Source organism: Streptomyces sp. NPDC096013 (genome assembly GCF_044763565.1).
Lineage (GTDB): Bacteria > Actinomycetota > Actinomycetes > Streptomycetales > Streptomycetaceae > Streptomyces.
The window spans coordinates 261,910-278,457 of sequence record NZ_JBIWGK010000010.1 but is presented as its reverse complement, the minus strand read 5'-3'; the positions used below and the strand labels follow the sequence as shown (position 1 = coordinate 278,457).

Here is a 16,548-nt window from a genome sequence, read left to right as displayed (position 1 = left end):
CGTACGGGGGGCTGTCAGCGGCGGGCGCGGGCCGTCTGGTTGCGCCGGGTCAGCCACAGGGTGCCCGCCGCGCCCGCGAGCAGGACCGTGCCGCCGAGCGTGCCGAGGGCGATGACCGAGTCGTCGGGGCCGGTCTTCGGAAGCGTGCCGCTGGAGTCCGTACCGGTGCCGCTCCCCGTCGAACCGGTGGAGCCGGTCGACCCGCCGGAGCCGCCGGAGCCCCCCGACGAACCGCCCGACCCTGTCACGTCCAGCGTGAGCGACGGCCCGGGACTGTTGGTCGGCGTGCACGTCGTCGTCGTACCCAGGGCCTTGATGGTGAGCACGGCCGCGGTGAACGTGACCTTGCCGGACGCCTTCGGGGTGTACGTACCCGTCAAGTCGTTGATCTTGATGGGGGTGTTGGCGGGAATCGCCGCCTGGTTCGCCGGCCCCGACACCGAGACCGTGCCGCTGTCCGCGCCGCCCACCTTGATGGTGGCGCTCGGGCTCATCGCCCCCTTGCCGAGTTCGACGGGGCTGGAGGAGACGCCCTTCTGCCAGGACATGGTGAGCCGGTAGCCGCTGCCGCTCTTGACACCCTTGATGTCGATCGGCGAGACGGCGGTCTTGACGCCGATGGGCGTCTGGCACTTGTAGTTGACGTCGACCACGTCGGCCCGGGCTGCGGGGGCGGCCATGAATACCGCCGAGCCGGCCAGGGCCGCGACAGACGCGAGCGCTGCGGTTCGTTTCTGGTACGACACGGTCCCCTCATTCCTGACGGCACATCAGATCGGCCGTCAAGGTACGCCCGGGCCCGTGAGGAGGGAAGACAAGACGCACGCCGGAGTTGTGACGATCCGACGTGCGCGAGGGGAGCACCGAGTGGAGGGGGTGACCGGAGGTAACCCGAGGTGGGTAAGGGAGGACCAGGTCAGGGGGCGGGCAGGGGCACGATCCGGGCTAGGCCGGCGCGCCCAGTTCCGCCCATACCGTCTTTCCGGTGAGGCCCGGCGCGCGGACGACCCCCCAGTCCAGGCACAGCCGCTGCACGATGAACATGCCGTGGCCGCCGGGGCGGCCCGCGCGGTGCGGGGTTCTGGGGGCGGGCTGACCGGTGCCGCGGTCGGAGACCTCGACGCGGATCACCTTGTTGTCGCAGGTGATCCACATCTCGTCCGGGCCCTCGGCGTGCAGACAGGCGTTGGTGACCAGCTCGGAGACGACGAGGAGCACATCCTCGGCGGCGGCGCGCCGGTCGGCGCCCTCGGCGGGCAGCCAGCCCCAGGCGTACAGCGCCTGGCGGGCGAAGTCGCGGGCCAGCGGGACGACGCCGCTCTCACCCGCGAAACTGAGCCTGCGGGTGTCCCGGCCCACGGCCGGTTCGGCGTCGTCCCCGACGGACGGCGCGGCAGCGCCTCCGGCGGGCGCCTCCGCAGCGCCACCGGGCTCCGGGCGGTCGCCCGGCGGGTAGGGCCGGGTGGTGCTCATCAGCGCTTCACCTCACCGATTCACCGGTTCACGATTCAAGAGTCGGTACGTGTTCAAGTGTCAGTACGTGGATCGCGAGCGTTTTGGTCGCTCTGGTTCTCAACAGGTTCAGATGTTCTCCTGCCCGAGCGAACCGGCAAAACACCCCTTACTCGGCACGGAAGCCGAGGCGCGGGTAATTCACCGGTCGCACGGGCAGAAAGGGGGCTCAGCCGGACTCGTCGGCGAGGGCCGCCCCGAGTGTGTCGTGGACGGTGAACACCGCATCCGCCCCTGTGATCTCGAAGACGCGCGCCACCGCGGGCATCATCCCCGCGAGATGCACTCCACCACCTGCGGCTTCCGCCTTGAGGCGCGCGCCGAGCAGCACGTTGAGGCCCGTGGAGTCGCAGAACTCCAGTCGTGAGCAGTCCACGACGAGCCGTGCGTACCCATGGGCGAGCAGGTCCTCCAGCGGTTCGCGCAACAGATCGGCGGTGTGGTGATCCAACTCACCCGCCGGTGTCACAACGGCGCTGAGGCCCTGTTTCCGCACCTCGACCAGAAGCCGGCCCGACTGTGCGCTGCCGACCGTCCCGCGGTCCATGCCGTCTCTCTCTCCCGAGGTCGTGGCTGTTGACGTTCGCCCTGGAACACTACGCCTTCCTCACACTCTCTGACACCCGAACAAACGCCCATATTCAGACATATGGGCGCACAACGCACTTGCGGCGGGCTCCAGAAAACGGGTAGGGCTAGTAGGGACAAGTATTGGACATTCGATATGACCGACACGACCGGCTTTGGAGGCGCCGCACTCCGCAGTGCACGCACCGGCTTCGGCAGCCATATGCCGAGAACGATGGAGGACACCATGTCACCCCGGCTCGACGCATCGCCTACCCCGGCAGCGACGTCGACACCCCCACCGGCTCAACTGGATCCCACCGCCATCGAGGGGCTCCCCGAGATCCCCCCGTACGACGAGGTCGGCGCAGTCGACGCGCGGGCGCTTTCCAAGACCCTCTTCGAGCGGCTCGAATCGCTCGAAGAAGGCACGCACGAATACTCGTACGTCCGCAACACGCTCGTGGAACTCAACCTCGCGCTGGTCAAGTTCGCCGCCTCCCGCTTCCGCTCGCGCAGCGAGCCGATGGAGGACATCATCCAGGTCGGCACCGTCGGCCTGATCAAGGCGATCGACCGTTTCGAACTCAGCCGCGGTGTCGAGTTCCCCACTTTCGCGATGCCAACCATCGTCGGGGAGATCAAGCGCTTCTTCCGTGACACCTCATGGTCCGTGCGCGTCCCGCGCCGGCTCCAGGAACTCCGGCTGGACCTCGCCAAGGCCGGCGACGAACTGGCCCAGCAGCTCGACCGCGCCCCCACCGTGGGCGAGCTGGCGGAGCGCCTGAAGATCTCGAGGGACGAGGTCGTCGAGGGCATGGCGGCGTCAAACGCCTACACGGCCAGCTCACTTGACGCCCAGCCCGAGGAGGACGACTCCGAGGGCGCCCTCGCGGACCGCATCGGCTACGAGGACCACGGACTCGAAGGCATCGAGTACGTCGAGTCGTTGAAGCCCCTGATCGCCGAACTCCCGTCCCGGGACCGGCAGATCCTCTCCCTGCGCTTCGTGGCCAACATGACGCAGTCGGAGATCGGCGACGAACTGGGCATCTCGCAGATGCACGTGTCGCGGCTGCTGTCGCGCACCCTGACGAAACTGCGAAAGGGACTCACGGTCGAGGAGTAGCCCTGCTCTCCCCGGCGGCCCGTCCCCCTGCCTGTGCCGAGCGCGGCGCGCAACCGCGTGCGCCGCGCTCAGGCAGTTCCCGCCCCGGGAAGCCCGGCGCACGCGGCTGGGACAACCAGGTGCCACCGCCGCCGCCGTGGCCGCCTACTCCACCGTCACCGACTTCGCCAGATTCCGCGGCTGGTCCACCTCGTTGCCCCGAGCCGTCGCCAGCTCGCAGGCGAACACCTGCAACGGCACGGTCGCGACCAGCGGTTGGAGCAGGGTCGGGGTGACCGGAATCCGGATCAGATGGTCCGCGTACGGTACGACCGTGTCGTCGCCCTCCTCCGCGATCACGATCGTCATCGCGCCCCGCGCCCGGATCTCCTGGATGTTGGACACGATCTTGTCGTGCAGCACGGACCGCCCGCGCGGCGACGGCACGACCACGACGACCGGCATGCCCTCCTCGATCAGGGCGATCGGCCCGTGCTTCAGCTCGCCCGCCGCGAAGCCCTCGGCGTGCATGTACGCCAACTCCTTGAGTTTCAGGGCGCCTTCGAGAGCGACGGGATAACCGACGTGCCGCCCCAGGAACAGCACGGTGTTCTTGGAGGCGACCGAGCGCGCCAACTCCCGTACCGGCTCCATGGTTTCCAGCACCCGCTCGACCTCACCGGAGATCTGCGACAGGTCCCGGATGACGGCCTGGATCTCGTCCCCCCACTTGGTGCCGCGGACCTGCCCGAGATACAGCGCCACGAGGTAGCACGCGACCAGCTGCGTCAGGAACGCCTTCGTCGACGCCACCGCGACCTCGGGCCCGGCGTGCGTGTACAGCACCGCGTCCGACTCACGGGGGATCGTCGACCCGTTGGTGTTGCAGATGGCCAGGACCTTCGAACCCTGCTCACGGGCGTGCCGCAGCGCCATCAGGGTGTCCATCGTCTCGCCGGACTGGGAGATGGCGATCACCAGCGAGCGGGCCCCGAGGATCGGGTCCCGGTACCGGAACTCGCTGGCCAGCTCCACCTCACAGGGAATCCGGGTCCAGTGCTCGATGGCGTACTTGGCGATCAGGCCGGCGTGGAAGGCCGTACCGCAGGCGACGATGACGACCTTGTCGATCTCCCTCAACTCATGGACGGGGATGCGGACTTCGTCCAGGGTGAGCAGGCCCGCCGCGTCGATCCGGCCCAGCAGCGTGTCGGCGACCGCCTTCGGCTGCTCGGCGATCTCCTTGAGCATGAAGTAGTCGTAGCCGCCCTTCTCGGCGGCGGAGGCGTCCCAGTCGACGTGATAGGAGCGGACCTCGGCCGGAGCGCCGTCGAACCCGGTGACGGTCACCCCGTCCCGGCGCAGCTCGACGACCTGGTCCTGGCCCAGCTCGATCGCGGAGCGCGTGTGGGCGATGAACGCGGCGACGTCGGAGGCGAGAAAGGCCTCACCCTCGCCGACCCCGACCACGAGCGGCGAGTTGCGCCGCGCCCCCACGACCACGTCCGGCTCGTCCGCGTGCACCGCGACCAGCGTGAACGCGCCCTCCAGCCGCCGGCACACCTGCCGCATCGCCTCCGCCAGGTCCGCGCACGCCGAGAACTCCTCGGCCAGCAGATGCGCGACCACCTCGGTGTCCGTGTCGGAGGCGAGGTCGTGCCCGCGCTCGGCCAGCTCGGCCCGCAGACAGGCGAAGTTCTCGATGATGCCGTTGTGGACGACGGCGACCCGGCCCGCGTTGTCGAGATGCGGGTGGGCGTTCGCGTCGGTCGGGCCGCCGTGCGTGGCCCAGCGCGTGTGCCCGATGCCGGTCGACCCCGCGGGCAGCGGGCGGTCGACCAGTTCCTTCTCCAGATTGACGAGTTTCCCCGCCTTCTTCGCCGCCGCCAGCCCACCGTCCGCGAGCACGGCGACCCCCGACGAGTCGTACCCCCGGTACTCCAGCCGCTTCAGCCCGGCCATCACGACATCGAGCGCCGACTGCGACCCCACGTATCCCACGATTCCGCACATGCGCCGCAGCCTAGGCGCCGAACCCCGCCCGAACCCGGCACTCCGTGCCCGATTTCGGAAATTACGGCCACGATCGACGGGGGATACCGCCCACCGGGTCAGGGCCCGGGGCCCCAGCCCACGCCCCGATGCCACCCCACGTGACGCACCCCACCCACCACCCCGTTCAAACTCCGTTAACAATGGACTGGTGATCTCCCCGGTCTCCCCGATGCCCCGGAGCGCCCACCGGCACAAGCCGGAGGCGACTCCCTACGTCGACCTCACCCGAGCCGAGTGGAGCGCGCTGCGCGACAAGACGCCGCTGCCGCTCACCGCCGAGGAGGTCGAGAAGCTGCGTGGCCTCGGTGATGTCATCGACCTCGACGAGGTGCGGGACATCTACCTCCCGCTCTCCAGACTCCTCAATCTCTACGTCGGCGCCACGGACGCGCTCCGAGGCGCCCTGAACACCTTCCTGGGCGAGCAGGGGTCCCAGTCCGGCACGCCGTTCGTCATAGGCGTCGCCGGCTCCGTCGCCGTAGGGAAGTCGACCGTCGCCCGTCTCCTCCAGGCGCTGCTCTCCCGCTGGCCCGAGCACCCCCGCGTGGAGCTGGTCACCACCGACGGATTCCTGCTGCCCACCCGGGAGTTGGAGGCACGCGGGCTGATGTCGCGCAAGGGGTTCCCGGAGTCGTACGACCGCCGCGCGCTGACCCGTTTCGTCGCCGACATCAAGGCCGGCAAGGACGAGGTCACCGCGCCCGTCTACTCCCACCTCATCTACGACATCGTCCCCGACCAGCGGCTCACCGTCCGCCGCCCGGACATCCTGATCGTCGAGGGGCTCAACGTGCTTCAGCCCGCGCTCCCCGGCAAGGACGGCCGCACCCGCGTCGGGCTCGCCGACTACTTCGACTTCAGTGTCTACGTCGACGCGAGCGCCGAGGACATCGAGCGCTGGTACCTGAACCGGTTCCGCAAGCTGCGCGCCACCGCGTTCCAGAACCCCGACTCGTACTTCCGCAAGTACACCCAGGTCTCCGAGGAGGAGGCCGTCGACTACGCCCGGACCCTCTGGCGCACCATCAACAAGCCCAACCTGGTCGAGAACATCGCCCCCACCCGGGGCCGCGCCACCCTGGTCATCCGCAAGGGCACCGACCACAAGGTCCAGCGGCTGAGGCTGCGCAAGCTGTAGATCCGCGGCGGGCGCCTGTTAGAAAGGCGTCATGCTGCATCTGCGCCTGATCACCCCCGCCGACCGGACCGACGACGTGGTCCGGCTGATCGAGTCGACGGTCGGCACCGCGCATCTCGTCGTCCTGACCGGCGCCGCCCGCGACCCCGTCGGCGATGTCGTGATGTGCGACGTCGCCCGCGAGGCCGGCGACGAACTCATCAGCGCGCTACGGGAGTCGGGGCTGGACCGCACCGGTTCCATCGCCGTCGACGAGATCGGCCTGTCGCTGTCGGAGCGGGCCGACCGGGCCGAGGAGGACGCGCCGGGCGAGGGTGCCGACGCCGTCCTGTGGGAGCACCTCGCGGACGCCACCCACGAGGAGTCGACGCTCACCGTCACCTACGTCGCGTTCCTGGCCGTCGCCACGATGCTCGCGGCCTGCGGTGTGATGCTGGACAACGCGATCCTGATCGTGGGCGCGATGGCCGTGGGACCGGAGTTCGGGCCGCTCGCCGGGATCTCCACCGCGCTGGTGCGGAGGGCGCCGCAGCTGGTGTGGCGGTCGCTGTGGGCGCTGCTGGCCGGGTTCGCCGCGGCCATGCTGCTGACGGCGGGCTTCAGCTGGCTGCTGGACGCCTTCGGCCTGTTCGAGAAGTCGATGGTGGAGGCGGCCCGGCCCAACACCGCCTTCATCTGGAAGCCCGACTTGATGTCCTTCGTCGTGGCCTTCCTGGCCGGCATCGCGGGCACGCTGTCCCTCACCTCGGCCAAGTCCGGTGCGCTGATCGGTGTCGCGATCTCGGTGACGACCGTCCCGGCCGCCGCGAACGCCGCCGTGGCCTTCAGCTACCGCGACTACTCCCAGACGTGGGGCTCCAGTTGGCAGCTCCTCGCCAACCTCGGGGGGATCGTCGCGGCGGGCACGCTCACACTGCTGGCGCAGAAGACCTTCTGGGCCTGGCAGCGCGAGCGCGCCACCGCTCGGCCCACCTAGCCGAGCGCCGACTTCACGGCATCCGCCAACCGTCCCGCCACCGACCGGGCCTGGTCGATGTCGGCGGCCTCCACCATCACCCGGACCAGCGGCTCGGTACCGGACGGACGCAGCAACACCCGTCCCGTGGAGCCGAGTTCACGCTCCGCCTCGGCCACCGCGGCGGCCAGGTCCGCGGAGGTGCCGACCCGGGTGCGGTCCACGTCGGGCACGTTGATGAGGACCTGCGGCAGCCGCGTCATCACGGACGCGAGGTCCTTGAGCGTACGACCCGTGGCGGCGACCCGCGCCGCCAGCATCAGGCCGGTCAGCGTGCCGTCGCCGGTGGTCGCGTGGTCCAGGATGATGACGTGGCCGGACTGCTCGCCGCCCAGCGCGTAGCCGTGCTCCTTCATCTCCTCCAGGACGTAGCGGTCGCCGACCGCGGTCTGGACGAGCGTCAGGCCCTCGCGCTCCATGGCCAGTTTGAAGCCCAGGTTCGACATGACGGTCGCGACGACGGTGTCGGAGCGCAGTGCGGAACGCTCCCGCATCGCCAGCGCGATCACGGCCATGATCTGATCCCCGTCGACCTCTTCGCCGGTGTGGTCCACGGCCAGGCAGCGGTCGGCGTCACCGTCGTGCGCGATGCCGAAGTCCGCGCCGTGCTCGACGACGGCGGCCTTGAGGAGATCCAGGTGGGTCGAGCCGCACCCGTCGTTGATGTTGAGCCCGTCGGGGTCCGCGCCGATCGTGACGACCTCGGCACCGGCCCGCGAGAACGCCTCCGGGGAGACCCGGGCGGCGGCGCCGTGCGCCTCGTCGAGGACGATCTTCAGGCCGTCGAGCCGGTTCGGGAGCACGCCGATGAGGTGGGCGACGTACTGGTCGAAGCCTTCGCTGTAGTGCCGGATCCTGCCCACGCCCGCACCGGTCGGGCGGTCCCAGGGGGCGCCGGTGCGGTGCTCGTCGTAGATCTTCTCGATCCGGTCCTCCAGCTCGTCGTCGAGCTTGTGCCCGCCGCGGGCGAGGAACTTCACGCCGTTGTCCGGCATGGCGTTGTGGCTCGCGGAGAGCATCACGCCGAGGTCGGCGCCCAGCACGCCGGTGAGATACGCCACCGCGGGGGTGGGCAGCACGCCGACGAGCAGCACGTCCACGCCGGCGCTGGCCAGGCCCGCGACCACGGCGGCCTCCAGGAACTCCCCGGACGCGCGCGGGTCCCGCCCGACCACGGCCGTCGCCCGGTGGCCGGCGAAGGTGCCCGCCTCGGCGAGCACGTGCGCCGCGGCGACGGAGAGGCCGAGCGCCATCTCGGCCGTCAGATCCGCGTTGGCGACACCGCGCACGCCGTCCGTGCCGAAGAGTCGTCCCACTTGTCCTCCTGAGGAAGGCGAAAGTTCTGCAAGGCGAAAGTCCTGCGTTCCAGGCATACGATGCCTGGTCATCCGATCACACAAGCCTTTGAGCGTCTTGTGCCGTTATACGCCCCGCGCTGTGATAAACGAACGCCCCGGCGGCACGACTGGCGTGCCGCCGGGGCGTTCGGAGTACAGACAGCAGGCGGGATCTAGCGCTTGCTGTACTGCGGAGCCTTGCGGGCCTTCTTGAGACCGGCCTTCTTGCGCTCGACCGCACGGTCGTCGCGACGGAGGTAACCGGCCTTCTTGAGGGCGCCGCGGTTGTTGTCCACGTCGGCCTCGTTCAGCGCGCGGGCCACGCCGAGGCGCAGGGCACCGGCCTGACCGGAGACGCCGCCACCCGAGATGCGGGCGATGACGTCGTAGCGGCCGTCCAGCTCGAGCACCTTGAAGGGCTCGTTGACTTCCTGCTGGTGGACCTTGTTCGGGAAGTAGTCCTCGAGCGTGCGCCCGTTGACCTTCCACTTGCCGGTGCCGGGCACGATGCGAACGCGCGCGATGGCGTTCTTGCGACGGCCCAGGCCGGCGGCCGGCTGCGGGTCGCCGAAGCGGCCGGCGAGCGACTCCGACGTGTACTCACCCTCGACGGGGACGTCGGACTCGGTGGTGTAGCTCTCGATGTCGACGAGCTCGGTCTCGGTCTCTTCGACCGGCTGCTCAACGGTGGTCTCGGCCACGGTTCTCCTCAGATTCTTTTCTGTCTTAGGGGGTGTGGCCGGAACTACTGCGCGACCTGGGTGATCTCGAACGGCACCGGCTGCTGCGCAGCGTGCGGGTGCTGGTCGCCCGAGTAGACCTTCAGCTTGCTGAGCATCTGACGGCCCAGGGTGTTCTTGGGGATCATGCCCTTGATGGCCTTCTCGACGGCCTTCTCGGGGTTCTTCGCCAGCAGCTCGTCGTAACGGACGGAGCGCAGACCACCCGGGTAACCGGAGTGGCGGTACGCCAGCTTCTGGGTCTTCTTGTTGCCGGACAGGTGAACCTTGTCGGCGTTGATGATGATGACGAAGTCGCCCATGTCCATGTGGGGGGCATAGGTCGGCTTGTGCTTGCCGCGGAGGAGGTTCGCAGCAGTGGTAGCCAGACGGCCGAGGACGATGTCCTGGGCGTCGATGACGTGCCACTGGCGAGTCACATCGCCGGGCTTGGGGCTGTACGTACGCACTTCGTAGCCTTCACTTCTTCAGTGGATAGGGCCTGACACATGGCATCACTGAAGCGATCGTGCAGCTGGGGACGACAGTGCCGGGGACCCTGCCCGTATGCCGCCCACTGGTAACTGCTCCAGGGAACCTACGTAAGGGCCTCTTGTCCGCAAGGGACCAAGCCGATACGCATAACAAACCGTAAGAGTACCCGCGCCGCCCCGGACGGGTCAAAACGCGTGGGGCCGACCCCGTTCCACAGCGGACAGCGACCGTGGAACCACTTACCGTGACTTCCCCAACGTCAGTCGCCACAGGCCTCATTGAGGCGCACCGGTACCCCCGTCACCCCGTCTAGGATGCGACCCATGAGCTTCGGACAGGGGGGACCCCAGTCCCAGTGGGATCCCTGGAAACCCAATTCGCAGCAGCCGTGGGGCGGCAACGTCGACGAGCAGACCCCGGACTGGGCCGCGCTCGCCGAGGCGTCGGAGACGCGCAACAGACGCAAGCGCCTGCTGTTCATAGGCGGCGGCGCGCTCGCGACGGTGGCCGTCGGGACGGCCGTGGCCATGGCCGTGGTCTCGGCGAACGGCGACGACAGCGCGTCCGGCAAGCCCACGAACCTGCCCGCGAGCGGGTCCCTGCCCACCGGCGCCACCTCGCCGTCCTTCGCCCCGACCAGCGCGCCCCCGCCGCTGGACCCGAAGGAGTTCATCTCCAGCAAGGCGAAGGACACCGCGCCGCTCAGCCCCACCACCCTCTTCCCGGGCACCCAGCTAACGGTCGCCTCGACCGTGTACAAGAAGGGCCCGACGGCCGACACCACGAACTGCGCCTCGGTCGCCGCGGGCACCCTCCCCAAGGTCCTCACCGCGAACGGCTGCACCCGCCTCATGCGGGTCACGTACGTCAAGGGCAACATCGCGGTCACGGTCGGCGTCGCCCTCTTCGACACCGAGGCCCAGGCGACGAAGGTCAAGGGCCAGGCGGACACCAAGAGCGTCGTCAAGTCCCTCTCCGGCAAGGGCGTCAAGCCGTTCTGCGACGGCGCCATCTGCCGCACGACCACCAACTCCTACGGCCGCTACGCCTACTTCACGATCGCCGGCTTCGACAACGGCAAGGACGTGACGGCGAAGGACACCGCGGTCTTCACGATCGGCGACGACCTCGGCAAGTTCGCCTTCGACCAGATCCACGCCCGCGGCGAGACCCAGGCTTCGGCGGCGGCACAGTAACGAGCGGGGCGCCGACGGAAGTTGGCGCCCGACCGGCCCCTCAGTGCACGGTGCCCCGCACCCGCCGGGCCAGCAACTGCCGCTCCGCGAGCCCCTCGTCCGCCGGATAGGCGACCTCCTCCAGGGTCAGACCGAGCGGCCGTACGACATGCACGGCACTGTCCCGTACGCCCGCGTCCAGCACCTTCCGCGGCCACTCGGCGCCCCGGTGCCCGTCGCCGACGAACAGCAACGCGCCGACCATGGACCGCACTTGGTTGTGGCAGAAGGCGTCGGCGCGCACCTCGATCTCGATGACCCCGTCACCGCGCCGCCGCACCCCGAAGTCGAAGATCTCCCGCACGGTCGACGCGCCCTCGCGCTTCTTCGCGTAGGCGGCGAAGTCATGCTCCCCGACCAGGGACTTTGCGGCGGCGTCCATCACGTCGACGTCCAACTCCCAGTCGTGCCACAGCACATGGTTCCGCAGCAACGGGTCCACGCCCCCCGGCCGGTCCCCCACCCGGTAGACGTAACGCCGCCACAGGGCCGCGAACCGCGCGTTGAAGCCCTCGGCGGCCTCCGTGACGCCCCACACCCGCACATCCTTCGGCAGCCGCCCCGCAAGCCGCTTCAGCAGCTTCTCGCGGTGCTCCTCCCACACCTCTCCCGGCAGATCGACATGGGCCACCTGCCCCCGGGCATGCACCCCGGCATCGGTCCGTCCGGCCACGGTCAGGTCGTACGCCACCTCCCCCGACCGCGTCACCGTCCGCAGCGCCTCCTCGACCTCCCCCTGCACGGTCCGCCGCCCCCCGGCCTGCCTGGCCCACCCGGAGAAGCCGGTCCCGTCGTAGGAAAGGTCGAGTCGTACGCGGACATGACCAGGCTGAACTTCGTCACTCACCCCTGGATCCTTTCAGGTACACAAAAGCGGGCCCGCCCCCCGAAAGGAACGGACCCGCCACACACCCCGTTTTCAAGGGGCGCGGGGAACTGCGCAACCGGCCACAGCGGACCGGCAGCCGAGAGACGGTGTTACGCGTCCTTCGACTCCTCGTCGGCTTCGACCGGCTTGGCGTCCTCGACGACCTCGGCAGGAGCCGCAGCCTCGTTGTCCTTGGCCGCACGCTTCGTCGCCGCCTCGGCCTCACCCGTCGCAGCCTGTGCGACAGTCAGCGCCTCGACGAGCTCGATGACAGCCATGGGCGCGTTGTCGCCACGACGGTTACCGATCTTGGTGATACGGGTGTAGCCACCGGGACGGTTCTCGTAGCGCGGGCCGATCTCGGTGAAGAGCGTGTGGACGACGCTCTTGTCCGTGATCACCTGAAGCACCTGACGGCGGTTGTGAAGGTCGCCCTTCTTGCCCTTGGTGATCAGACGCTCGGCGTACGGCCGCAGCTTGCGGGCCTTCGCCTCGGTGGTGGTGATGCGGCCGTGCTCGAAGAGCGACTTCGCGAGGTTCGCGAGGAGCAGCTTCTCGTGCGCGGCACTGCCGCCCAGACGGGCACCCTTGGTGGGCTTCGGCATGGTGTTTCTCCTAGGTGTCTGCCCCGGCCGTATCAGGTACCGAGGTCAGTGTCCGAGCGGGCGATCGCCCGTCGGAGACCCCGAGCCCCGTAAGGGGCGCGGGGAACTGCGCGACCAGCCACAGCCGGTCCGCAGCCAAAATCCGGCGTCCTCGCGAAGCGCCTAGTACTGCTCGGTCTCGACGAACCCGGCGTCCACGTCGTCGTCGGCGCCAAAGGCGTCGGCAGCGGCCGTCGGGTCGAATCCGGGCGGGCTGTCCTTCAGGGCCAGGCCCATGCCGGCCAGCTTCGCCTTGACCTCGTCGATGGACTTCGCACCGAAGTTGCGGATGTCCAGGAGGTCGGCCTCGGAACGCGCCACGAGCTCACCCACGGAGTGGATGCCCTCGCGCTTGAGGCAGTTGTAGGAGCGGACCGTGAGCTCCAGCTCCTCGATCGGCAGGGCGAGGTCAGCGGCAAGGGCGGCGTCCGTCGGGGACGGGCCCATGTCGATGCCCTCGGCGTCGATGTTCAGCTCGCGGGCGAGACCGAACAGCTCCACCAGGGTCTTGCCGGCCGACGCCATGGCGTCACGGGGACGCATGGCCTGCTTGGTCTCGACGTCGACGATCAGCTTGTCGAAGTCGGTCCGCTGCTCGACACGCGTGGCCTCGACCTTGTACGTGACCTTCAGCACCGGGCTGTAGATGGAGTCGACCGGGATACGGCCGATCTCCTGGCCCACCTGCTTGTTCTGCACGGCGGAGACGTAGCCGCGACCGCGCTCGACGGTCAGCTCCATCTCCAGCTTGCCCTTGCCGTTCAGCGTGGCCAGGACGAGGTCGGGGTTGTGCACCTCGACACCGGCCGGGGGCGCGATGTCGGCGGCGGTGACCAGACCCGGGCCCTGCTTGCGCAGGTACATCACGACCGGCTCGTCGTGCTCCGAGGAGACGACCAGCTGCTTGATGTTGAGGATCAGGTCGGTGACGTCCTCCTTGACGCCCGGCACGGTGGTGAACTCGTGCAGGACACCGTCGATCCGGATGCTGGTGACAGCAGCGCCGGGGATCGAGGAGAGGAGCGTACGACGGAGGGAGTTGCCGAGGGTGTAGCCGAAGCCCGGCTCCAGCGGCTCGATGACGAACCGGGAGCGGAACTCGTCGACGACCTCTTCGGTCAACGAGGGGCGCTGAGCAATCAGCATGTTCGATCCTTCTGTCATGGGCGCCCGCTATTTGACGCCCTTGCCACCGGGCGTCAGCCCGATGTTGATACAGCTACAAGGGTACGGGCGGCACGACCCTTACGAGCCGTACCGCCCGAAACCTCAGGCGAACCGTGCGTCAGACGCGGCGGCGCTTCGGCGGACGGCAGCCGTTGTGCGGGGTGGGGGTGACGTCCTGGATGGAGCCGACCTCGAGGCCAGTGGCCTGGAGGGAGCGGATCGCGGTCTCGCGACCGGAGCCCGGGCCCTTCACGAAGACGTCAACCTTGCGCATGCCGTGCTCCTGCGCGCGACGGGCGGCCGACTCGGCGGCCATCTGCGCGGCGAAGGGGGTGGACTTGCGCGAGCCCTTGAAGCCGACGTGGCCGGCGGAGGCCCAGGAGATCACGTTGCCCGAGGGGTCCGTGATCGAGACGATCGTGTTGTTGAACGTGCTCTTGATGTGCGCGTGGCCGTGAGCGACGTTCTTCTTTTCCTTGCGGCGCACCTTCTTGGCAGCGCCCTGACGACCCTTGGGGGGCATCTATTACTCCTACGGGGAGGTGGTCGGTCCTACAGCGAAGACCGCTGGTGAAGCGTTGTCCGCTGTGGACTACTTCTTGCCCGGCTTCTTCTTGCCGGCGATGGCGCGACGCGGACCCTTGCGGGTACGAGCGTTCGTGCTGGTGCGCTGACCGCGAACGGGCAGACCACGACGGTGACGGAGACCCTGGTAGCAGCCGATCTCCACCTTGCGGCGGATGTCGGCCTGGATCTCGCGACGGAGGTCACCCTCGGTCTTGATGTTGGCGTCGACGTACTCGCGGATCGCGACGAGCTGCTCTTCCGAGAGGTCGCGAACGCGGGTGTTGGGGTCGATGCCGGTCTCGGCCAGCGTCAGCTGGGAAAGGGTCCGACCAATGCCGAACACGTAGGTGAGGGCGACCTCCACACGCTTTTCGCGCGGGATGTCGACACCGGAAACGCGTGCCATTCAATGGCTCCAGTTGATCTTCGGAGGTCTTCCGCAGAACCGGATCCCAGCCGCCGGCCTCTTCCGCGGAAGATTTGGTACGGCGTGGGTCCCCAGCCTCCGAGCCGGGGGTGTCGGGCGCCTACTACGCCCGGGTCCTGCGTATGAACATGTACTGCTCGCGTCGCGCGAAACTCTGCGATGAATGCAGAGGGAAGGTCGTGCGTCAGCCCTGGCGCTGCTTGTGGCGCGGGTTCTCGCAGATGACCATGACCCGACCGTGACGGCGGATCACCCTGCACTTGTCGCAGATCTTCTTGACGCTCGGCTTGACCTTCATTGGTGAGGTTCTCCGGGTCAGTTGCCTTCGGCGCCGCTTGCGCGGAGCCTGGGCAAGATCTACTTGTAGCGGTAGACGATCCGGCCACGCGTCAGGTCGTACGGAGACAGCTCCACCACGACCCGGTCGTCAGGGAGGATGCGGATGTAGTGCATACGCATCTTGCCGCTGATGTGTGCCAGGACCTGGTGGCCGTTCTGGAGCTCCACCTTGAACATGGCGTTCGGGAGAGACTCGACGACAGTGCCTTCGATCTCGATGGCACCTTGCTTCTTGGCCACGCTTCGCCCTTCGAATCGACTACCTTGATCGACTCTGTGCGTCCCCTTGCGGGGTGCATGCGGACATGCGGGTGCACGAGAGCCGACGAGTCAGTCTACGTCAGGCCACTCGGAAAGACGAATCGAGGAAGGATGCCCCGGAGTCGAGATCCTTAAGCACAGGGCGCGGCAATGCCCTGTCCTTTCAGGGGCGCGGGGAACTGCGCGACCAGCCCCAGCGGGCGCGCGGACGAAGAACTACGCGAGCGGATCCGGCGCAGCCGTGATCCCGTACTCGGCCAGCTTCGCCCTGCCCCCGTCGGGAGCCGTCAGCACGAGCGGCCCCTCCTCCGTCAGCGCGATCGAGTGCTCCCAGTGCGAGGACCACGTCCCGTCGGTCGTGATGACCGTCCAGTCGTCGGAGAGCACCTCGGTCTTCGGGGTCCCCAGGGACACCATCGGCTCGATCGCCAGACAGAACCCCGGGACCAGCTTGGGCCCCTTGCCCCGCCGCTTCTCCACGTAGTTCAGCAGATGCGGGTCCATGTGCATCTCCGTACCGATGCCGTGGCCGCCGTAGTCCTCGACGATCCCGTACTTCCCGCCGCCCGGCTTCGGCTGCCGGCGGATGTACGTCTCGATGGCACGGGAGATGTCGACGAGCCGATTGCCGAGCTTCATCGCGGCGATGCCGGCCCACATCGACTCCTCGGTGACCCGGGACAGCTCGATGAGCTCCGGGGAGTGGCCGGAGCCGACGAACGCGGTGTACGCCGCGTCCCCGTGCCAGCCGTCGATGATCGCGCCGCAGTCGATGGAGATGATGTCGCCGTCCTTCAGGACGACGTCCTCGGAGGGGATGCCGTGGACGACGACCTCGTTCACCGAGGTGCAGATCGTCGCGGGGAAGCCGCCGTAGCCAAGGAAGTTCGGCTTCGCGTTGTGGTCGGCGAGGACCTTGCGGGCGACCTCGTCCAGGTCCTTCGTGCTCGCTCCGGGTACGGCCGCCTCACGCGTGGCCGCGTGGATCGCGGCGACGACCAGCCCCGCCTCGCGCATCTTGGAGATCTGCTCGGGGGTCTTGATCTGCACCATGGGGGCCTGCGCTCTCCGTCTTCCGCGTCCTACCGGTGATG

General features: G+C 68.7%; 19 protein-coding genes. 4 read left to right on the top strand and 15 right to left on the bottom strand.

The features are described 5' to 3' along the window. Nucleotides 1–14: 14 nt before the first annotated feature. The 3 genes from ACIRB1_RS31185 to ACIRB1_RS31175 all read right to left on the bottom strand — a co-directional run bounded on the left by ACIRB1_RS31185 (nucleotide 15) and on the right by ACIRB1_RS31175 (nucleotide 2,059). Complete coding sequence (locus ACIRB1_RS31185) at nucleotides 15–746, bottom strand: LPXTG cell wall anchor domain-containing protein (RefSeq protein WP_352184900.1); 732 nt, start codon at nucleotides 744–746, stop codon at nucleotides 15–17. A gap of 199 nt (nucleotides 747–945) precedes the next feature. Beyond that, nucleotides 946–1,473: an ATP-binding protein gene (locus ACIRB1_RS31180; RefSeq protein ID WP_352184899.1), complete on the bottom strand. Its 528-nt coding sequence runs from the start codon at nucleotides 1,471–1,473 to the stop codon at nucleotides 946–948. Nucleotides 1,474–1,681: 208 nt separating this feature from the next. Then, entirely contained in the window at nucleotides 1,682–2,059 is a 378-nt protein-coding gene (locus ACIRB1_RS31175; protein WP_266769331.1) for an STAS domain-containing protein, read from the bottom strand. Nucleotides 2,060–2,326: 267 nt separating this feature from the next. Here ACIRB1_RS31175 and ACIRB1_RS31170 point away from each other — a divergent pair, with 267 nt between their 5' ends. Beyond that, nucleotides 2,327–3,208 (top strand): RNA polymerase sigma factor SigF, encoded by an 882-nt coding sequence (locus ACIRB1_RS31170; protein WP_352184929.1) that lies wholly within the window; start codon nucleotides 2,327–2,329, stop codon nucleotides 3,206–3,208. 144 nt (nucleotides 3,209–3,352) lie between these two features. Here the strand turns inward: ACIRB1_RS31170 and glmS are convergent, their stop codons facing one another. Next, the gene (gene glmS / locus ACIRB1_RS31165) at nucleotides 3,353–5,200 is read right to left on the bottom strand and encodes a glutamine--fructose-6-phosphate transaminase (isomerizing) (protein ID WP_352184898.1); all 1,848 of its coding nucleotides are present in this window, start codon (nucleotides 5,198–5,200) and stop codon (nucleotides 3,353–3,355) included. A 211-nt stretch (nucleotides 5,201–5,411) separates the two neighbouring features. On the opposite strand from glmS, the gene coaA reads away from it, so the two are divergent. Then, nucleotides 5,412–6,380 carry a type I pantothenate kinase gene (gene coaA / locus ACIRB1_RS31160; RefSeq protein WP_352184928.1) on the top strand — a complete coding sequence of 323 codons (969 nt, stop codon included), beginning with the start codon at nucleotides 5,412–5,414 and terminating at the stop codon, nucleotides 6,378–6,380. A 31-nt stretch (nucleotides 6,381–6,411) separates the two neighbouring features. Beyond that, nucleotides 6,412–7,356, top strand: coding sequence for a DUF389 domain-containing protein (locus ACIRB1_RS31155; protein ID WP_403467732.1), 945 nt, complete (start codon nucleotides 6,412–6,414; stop codon nucleotides 7,354–7,356). Here ACIRB1_RS31155 and glmM read toward each other — a convergent pair. The 3 genes from glmM to rplM form a co-directional block, all read right to left on the bottom strand. Further along, nucleotides 7,353–8,711: a phosphoglucosamine mutase gene (gene glmM, locus ACIRB1_RS31150; protein WP_403467731.1), complete on the bottom strand. Its 1,359-nt coding sequence runs from the start codon at nucleotides 8,709–8,711 to the stop codon at nucleotides 7,353–7,355. The two genes, ACIRB1_RS31155 and glmM, sit on opposite strands and share 4 nt — an antisense overlap. Before the next feature lie 194 nt (nucleotides 8,712–8,905). Beyond that, the gene (rpsI, locus tag ACIRB1_RS31145) at nucleotides 8,906–9,433 is read right to left on the bottom strand and encodes a 30S ribosomal protein S9 (RefSeq protein WP_328831012.1); all 528 of its coding nucleotides are present in this window, start codon (nucleotides 9,431–9,433) and stop codon (nucleotides 8,906–8,908) included. A 44-nt stretch (nucleotides 9,434–9,477) separates the two neighbouring features. Next, entirely contained in the window at nucleotides 9,478–9,921 is a 444-nt protein-coding gene (gene rplM / locus ACIRB1_RS31140; protein ID WP_045559465.1) for a 50S ribosomal protein L13, read from the bottom strand. Nucleotides 9,922–10,269: 348 nt separating this feature from the next. On the opposite strand from rplM, the gene ACIRB1_RS31135 reads away from it, so the two are divergent. Further along, nucleotides 10,270–11,142, top strand: coding sequence for a hypothetical protein (locus ACIRB1_RS31135; protein ID WP_352184895.1), 873 nt, complete (start codon nucleotides 10,270–10,272; stop codon nucleotides 11,140–11,142). Nucleotides 11,143–11,182: 40 nt separating this feature from the next. Here ACIRB1_RS31135 and truA read toward each other — a convergent pair whose 3' ends face one another. From truA to map, 8 genes are all read right to left on the bottom strand, one after another. After that, nucleotides 11,183–12,028 carry a tRNA pseudouridine(38-40) synthase TruA gene (gene truA, locus ACIRB1_RS31130; protein ID WP_403467730.1) on the bottom strand — a complete coding sequence of 282 codons (846 nt, stop codon included), beginning with the start codon at nucleotides 12,026–12,028 and terminating at the stop codon, nucleotides 11,183–11,185. 131 nt (nucleotides 12,029–12,159) lie between these two features. Continuing rightward, nucleotides 12,160–12,654 (bottom strand): 50S ribosomal protein L17, encoded by a 495-nt coding sequence (rplQ, locus tag ACIRB1_RS31125; protein WP_352184893.1) that lies wholly within the window; start codon nucleotides 12,652–12,654, stop codon nucleotides 12,160–12,162. 162 nt (nucleotides 12,655–12,816) lie between these two features. Next, nucleotides 12,817–13,839, bottom strand: a complete 1,023-nt coding sequence (locus ACIRB1_RS31120) for a DNA-directed RNA polymerase subunit alpha (RefSeq protein ID WP_019055532.1) — start codon at nucleotides 13,837–13,839, stop codon at nucleotides 12,817–12,819. 139 nt (nucleotides 13,840–13,978) lie between these two features. Next, nucleotides 13,979–14,383 (bottom strand): 30S ribosomal protein S11, encoded by a 405-nt coding sequence (gene rpsK, locus ACIRB1_RS31115; protein WP_003956432.1) that lies wholly within the window; start codon nucleotides 14,381–14,383, stop codon nucleotides 13,979–13,981. Nucleotides 14,384–14,452: 69 nt separating this feature from the next. After that, on the bottom strand, nucleotides 14,453–14,833 hold the full coding sequence (gene rpsM / locus ACIRB1_RS31110) for a 30S ribosomal protein S13 (RefSeq protein WP_019055531.1): 381 nt from the start codon (nucleotides 14,831–14,833) through the stop codon (nucleotides 14,453–14,455). A gap of 205 nt (nucleotides 14,834–15,038) precedes the next feature. Continuing rightward, on the bottom strand, nucleotides 15,039–15,152 hold the full coding sequence (rpmJ, locus tag ACIRB1_RS31105; protein ID WP_003998809.1) for a 50S ribosomal protein L36: 114 nt from the start codon (nucleotides 15,150–15,152) through the stop codon (nucleotides 15,039–15,041). A 59-nt stretch (nucleotides 15,153–15,211) separates the two neighbouring features. Beyond that, on the bottom strand, nucleotides 15,212–15,433 hold the full coding sequence (gene infA / locus ACIRB1_RS31100; protein WP_003948620.1) for a translation initiation factor IF-1: 222 nt from the start codon (nucleotides 15,431–15,433) through the stop codon (nucleotides 15,212–15,214). A 237-nt stretch (nucleotides 15,434–15,670) separates the two neighbouring features. Beyond that, a complete protein-coding gene (gene map, locus ACIRB1_RS31095; RefSeq protein ID WP_352184892.1) occupies nucleotides 15,671–16,507 on the bottom strand; it encodes a type I methionyl aminopeptidase in 837 nt (278 codons plus the stop codon). Nucleotides 16,508–16,548 lie beyond the last annotated feature (41 nt).

Excerpts from the sequence above, each read along its gene's own strand:
- coaA (WP_352184928.1), top strand. The coding sequence starts at position 5,412 with ATGCCCCGGAGCGCCCACCGGCACAAGCCGGAGGCGACTCCCTACGTC.
- ACIRB1_RS31180 (WP_352184899.1), bottom strand. The coding sequence starts at position 1,473 with ATGAGCACCACCCGGCCCTACCCGCCGGGCGACCGCCCGGAGCCCGGT.
- ACIRB1_RS31120 (WP_019055532.1), bottom strand. The coding sequence starts at position 13,839 with ATGCTGATTGCTCAGCGCCCCTCGTTGACCGAAGAGGTCGTCGACGAG.
- rplQ (WP_352184893.1), bottom strand. The coding sequence starts at position 12,654 with ATGCCGAAGCCCACCAAGGGTGCCCGTCTGGGCGGCAGTGCCGCGCAC.
- map (WP_352184892.1), bottom strand. The coding sequence starts at position 16,507 with ATGGTGCAGATCAAGACCCCCGAGCAGATCTCCAAGATGCGCGAGGCG.
- ACIRB1_RS31170 (WP_352184929.1), top strand. The coding sequence starts at position 2,327 with ATGTCACCCCGGCTCGACGCATCGCCTACCCCGGCAGCGACGTCGACA.
- rpsK (WP_003956432.1), bottom strand. The coding sequence starts at position 14,383 with ATGCCCCCCAAGGGTCGTCAGGGCGCTGCCAAGAAGGTGCGCCGCAAG.
- ACIRB1_RS31155 (WP_403467732.1), top strand. The coding sequence starts at position 6,412 with ATGCTGCATCTGCGCCTGATCACCCCCGCCGACCGGACCGACGACGTG.
- glmS (WP_352184898.1), bottom strand. The coding sequence starts at position 5,200 with ATGTGCGGAATCGTGGGATACGTGGGGTCGCAGTCGGCGCTCGATGTC.
- ACIRB1_RS31135 (WP_352184895.1), top strand. The coding sequence starts at position 10,270 with ATGAGCTTCGGACAGGGGGGACCCCAGTCCCAGTGGGATCCCTGGAAA.
- ACIRB1_RS31175 (WP_266769331.1), bottom strand. The coding sequence starts at position 2,059 with ATGGACCGCGGGACGGTCGGCAGCGCACAGTCGGGCCGGCTTCTGGTC.
- rpsM (WP_019055531.1), bottom strand. The coding sequence starts at position 14,833 with ATGGCACGCGTTTCCGGTGTCGACATCCCGCGCGAAAAGCGTGTGGAG.
- rpmJ (WP_003998809.1), bottom strand. The coding sequence starts at position 15,152 with ATGAAGGTCAAGCCGAGCGTCAAGAAGATCTGCGACAAGTGCAGGGTG.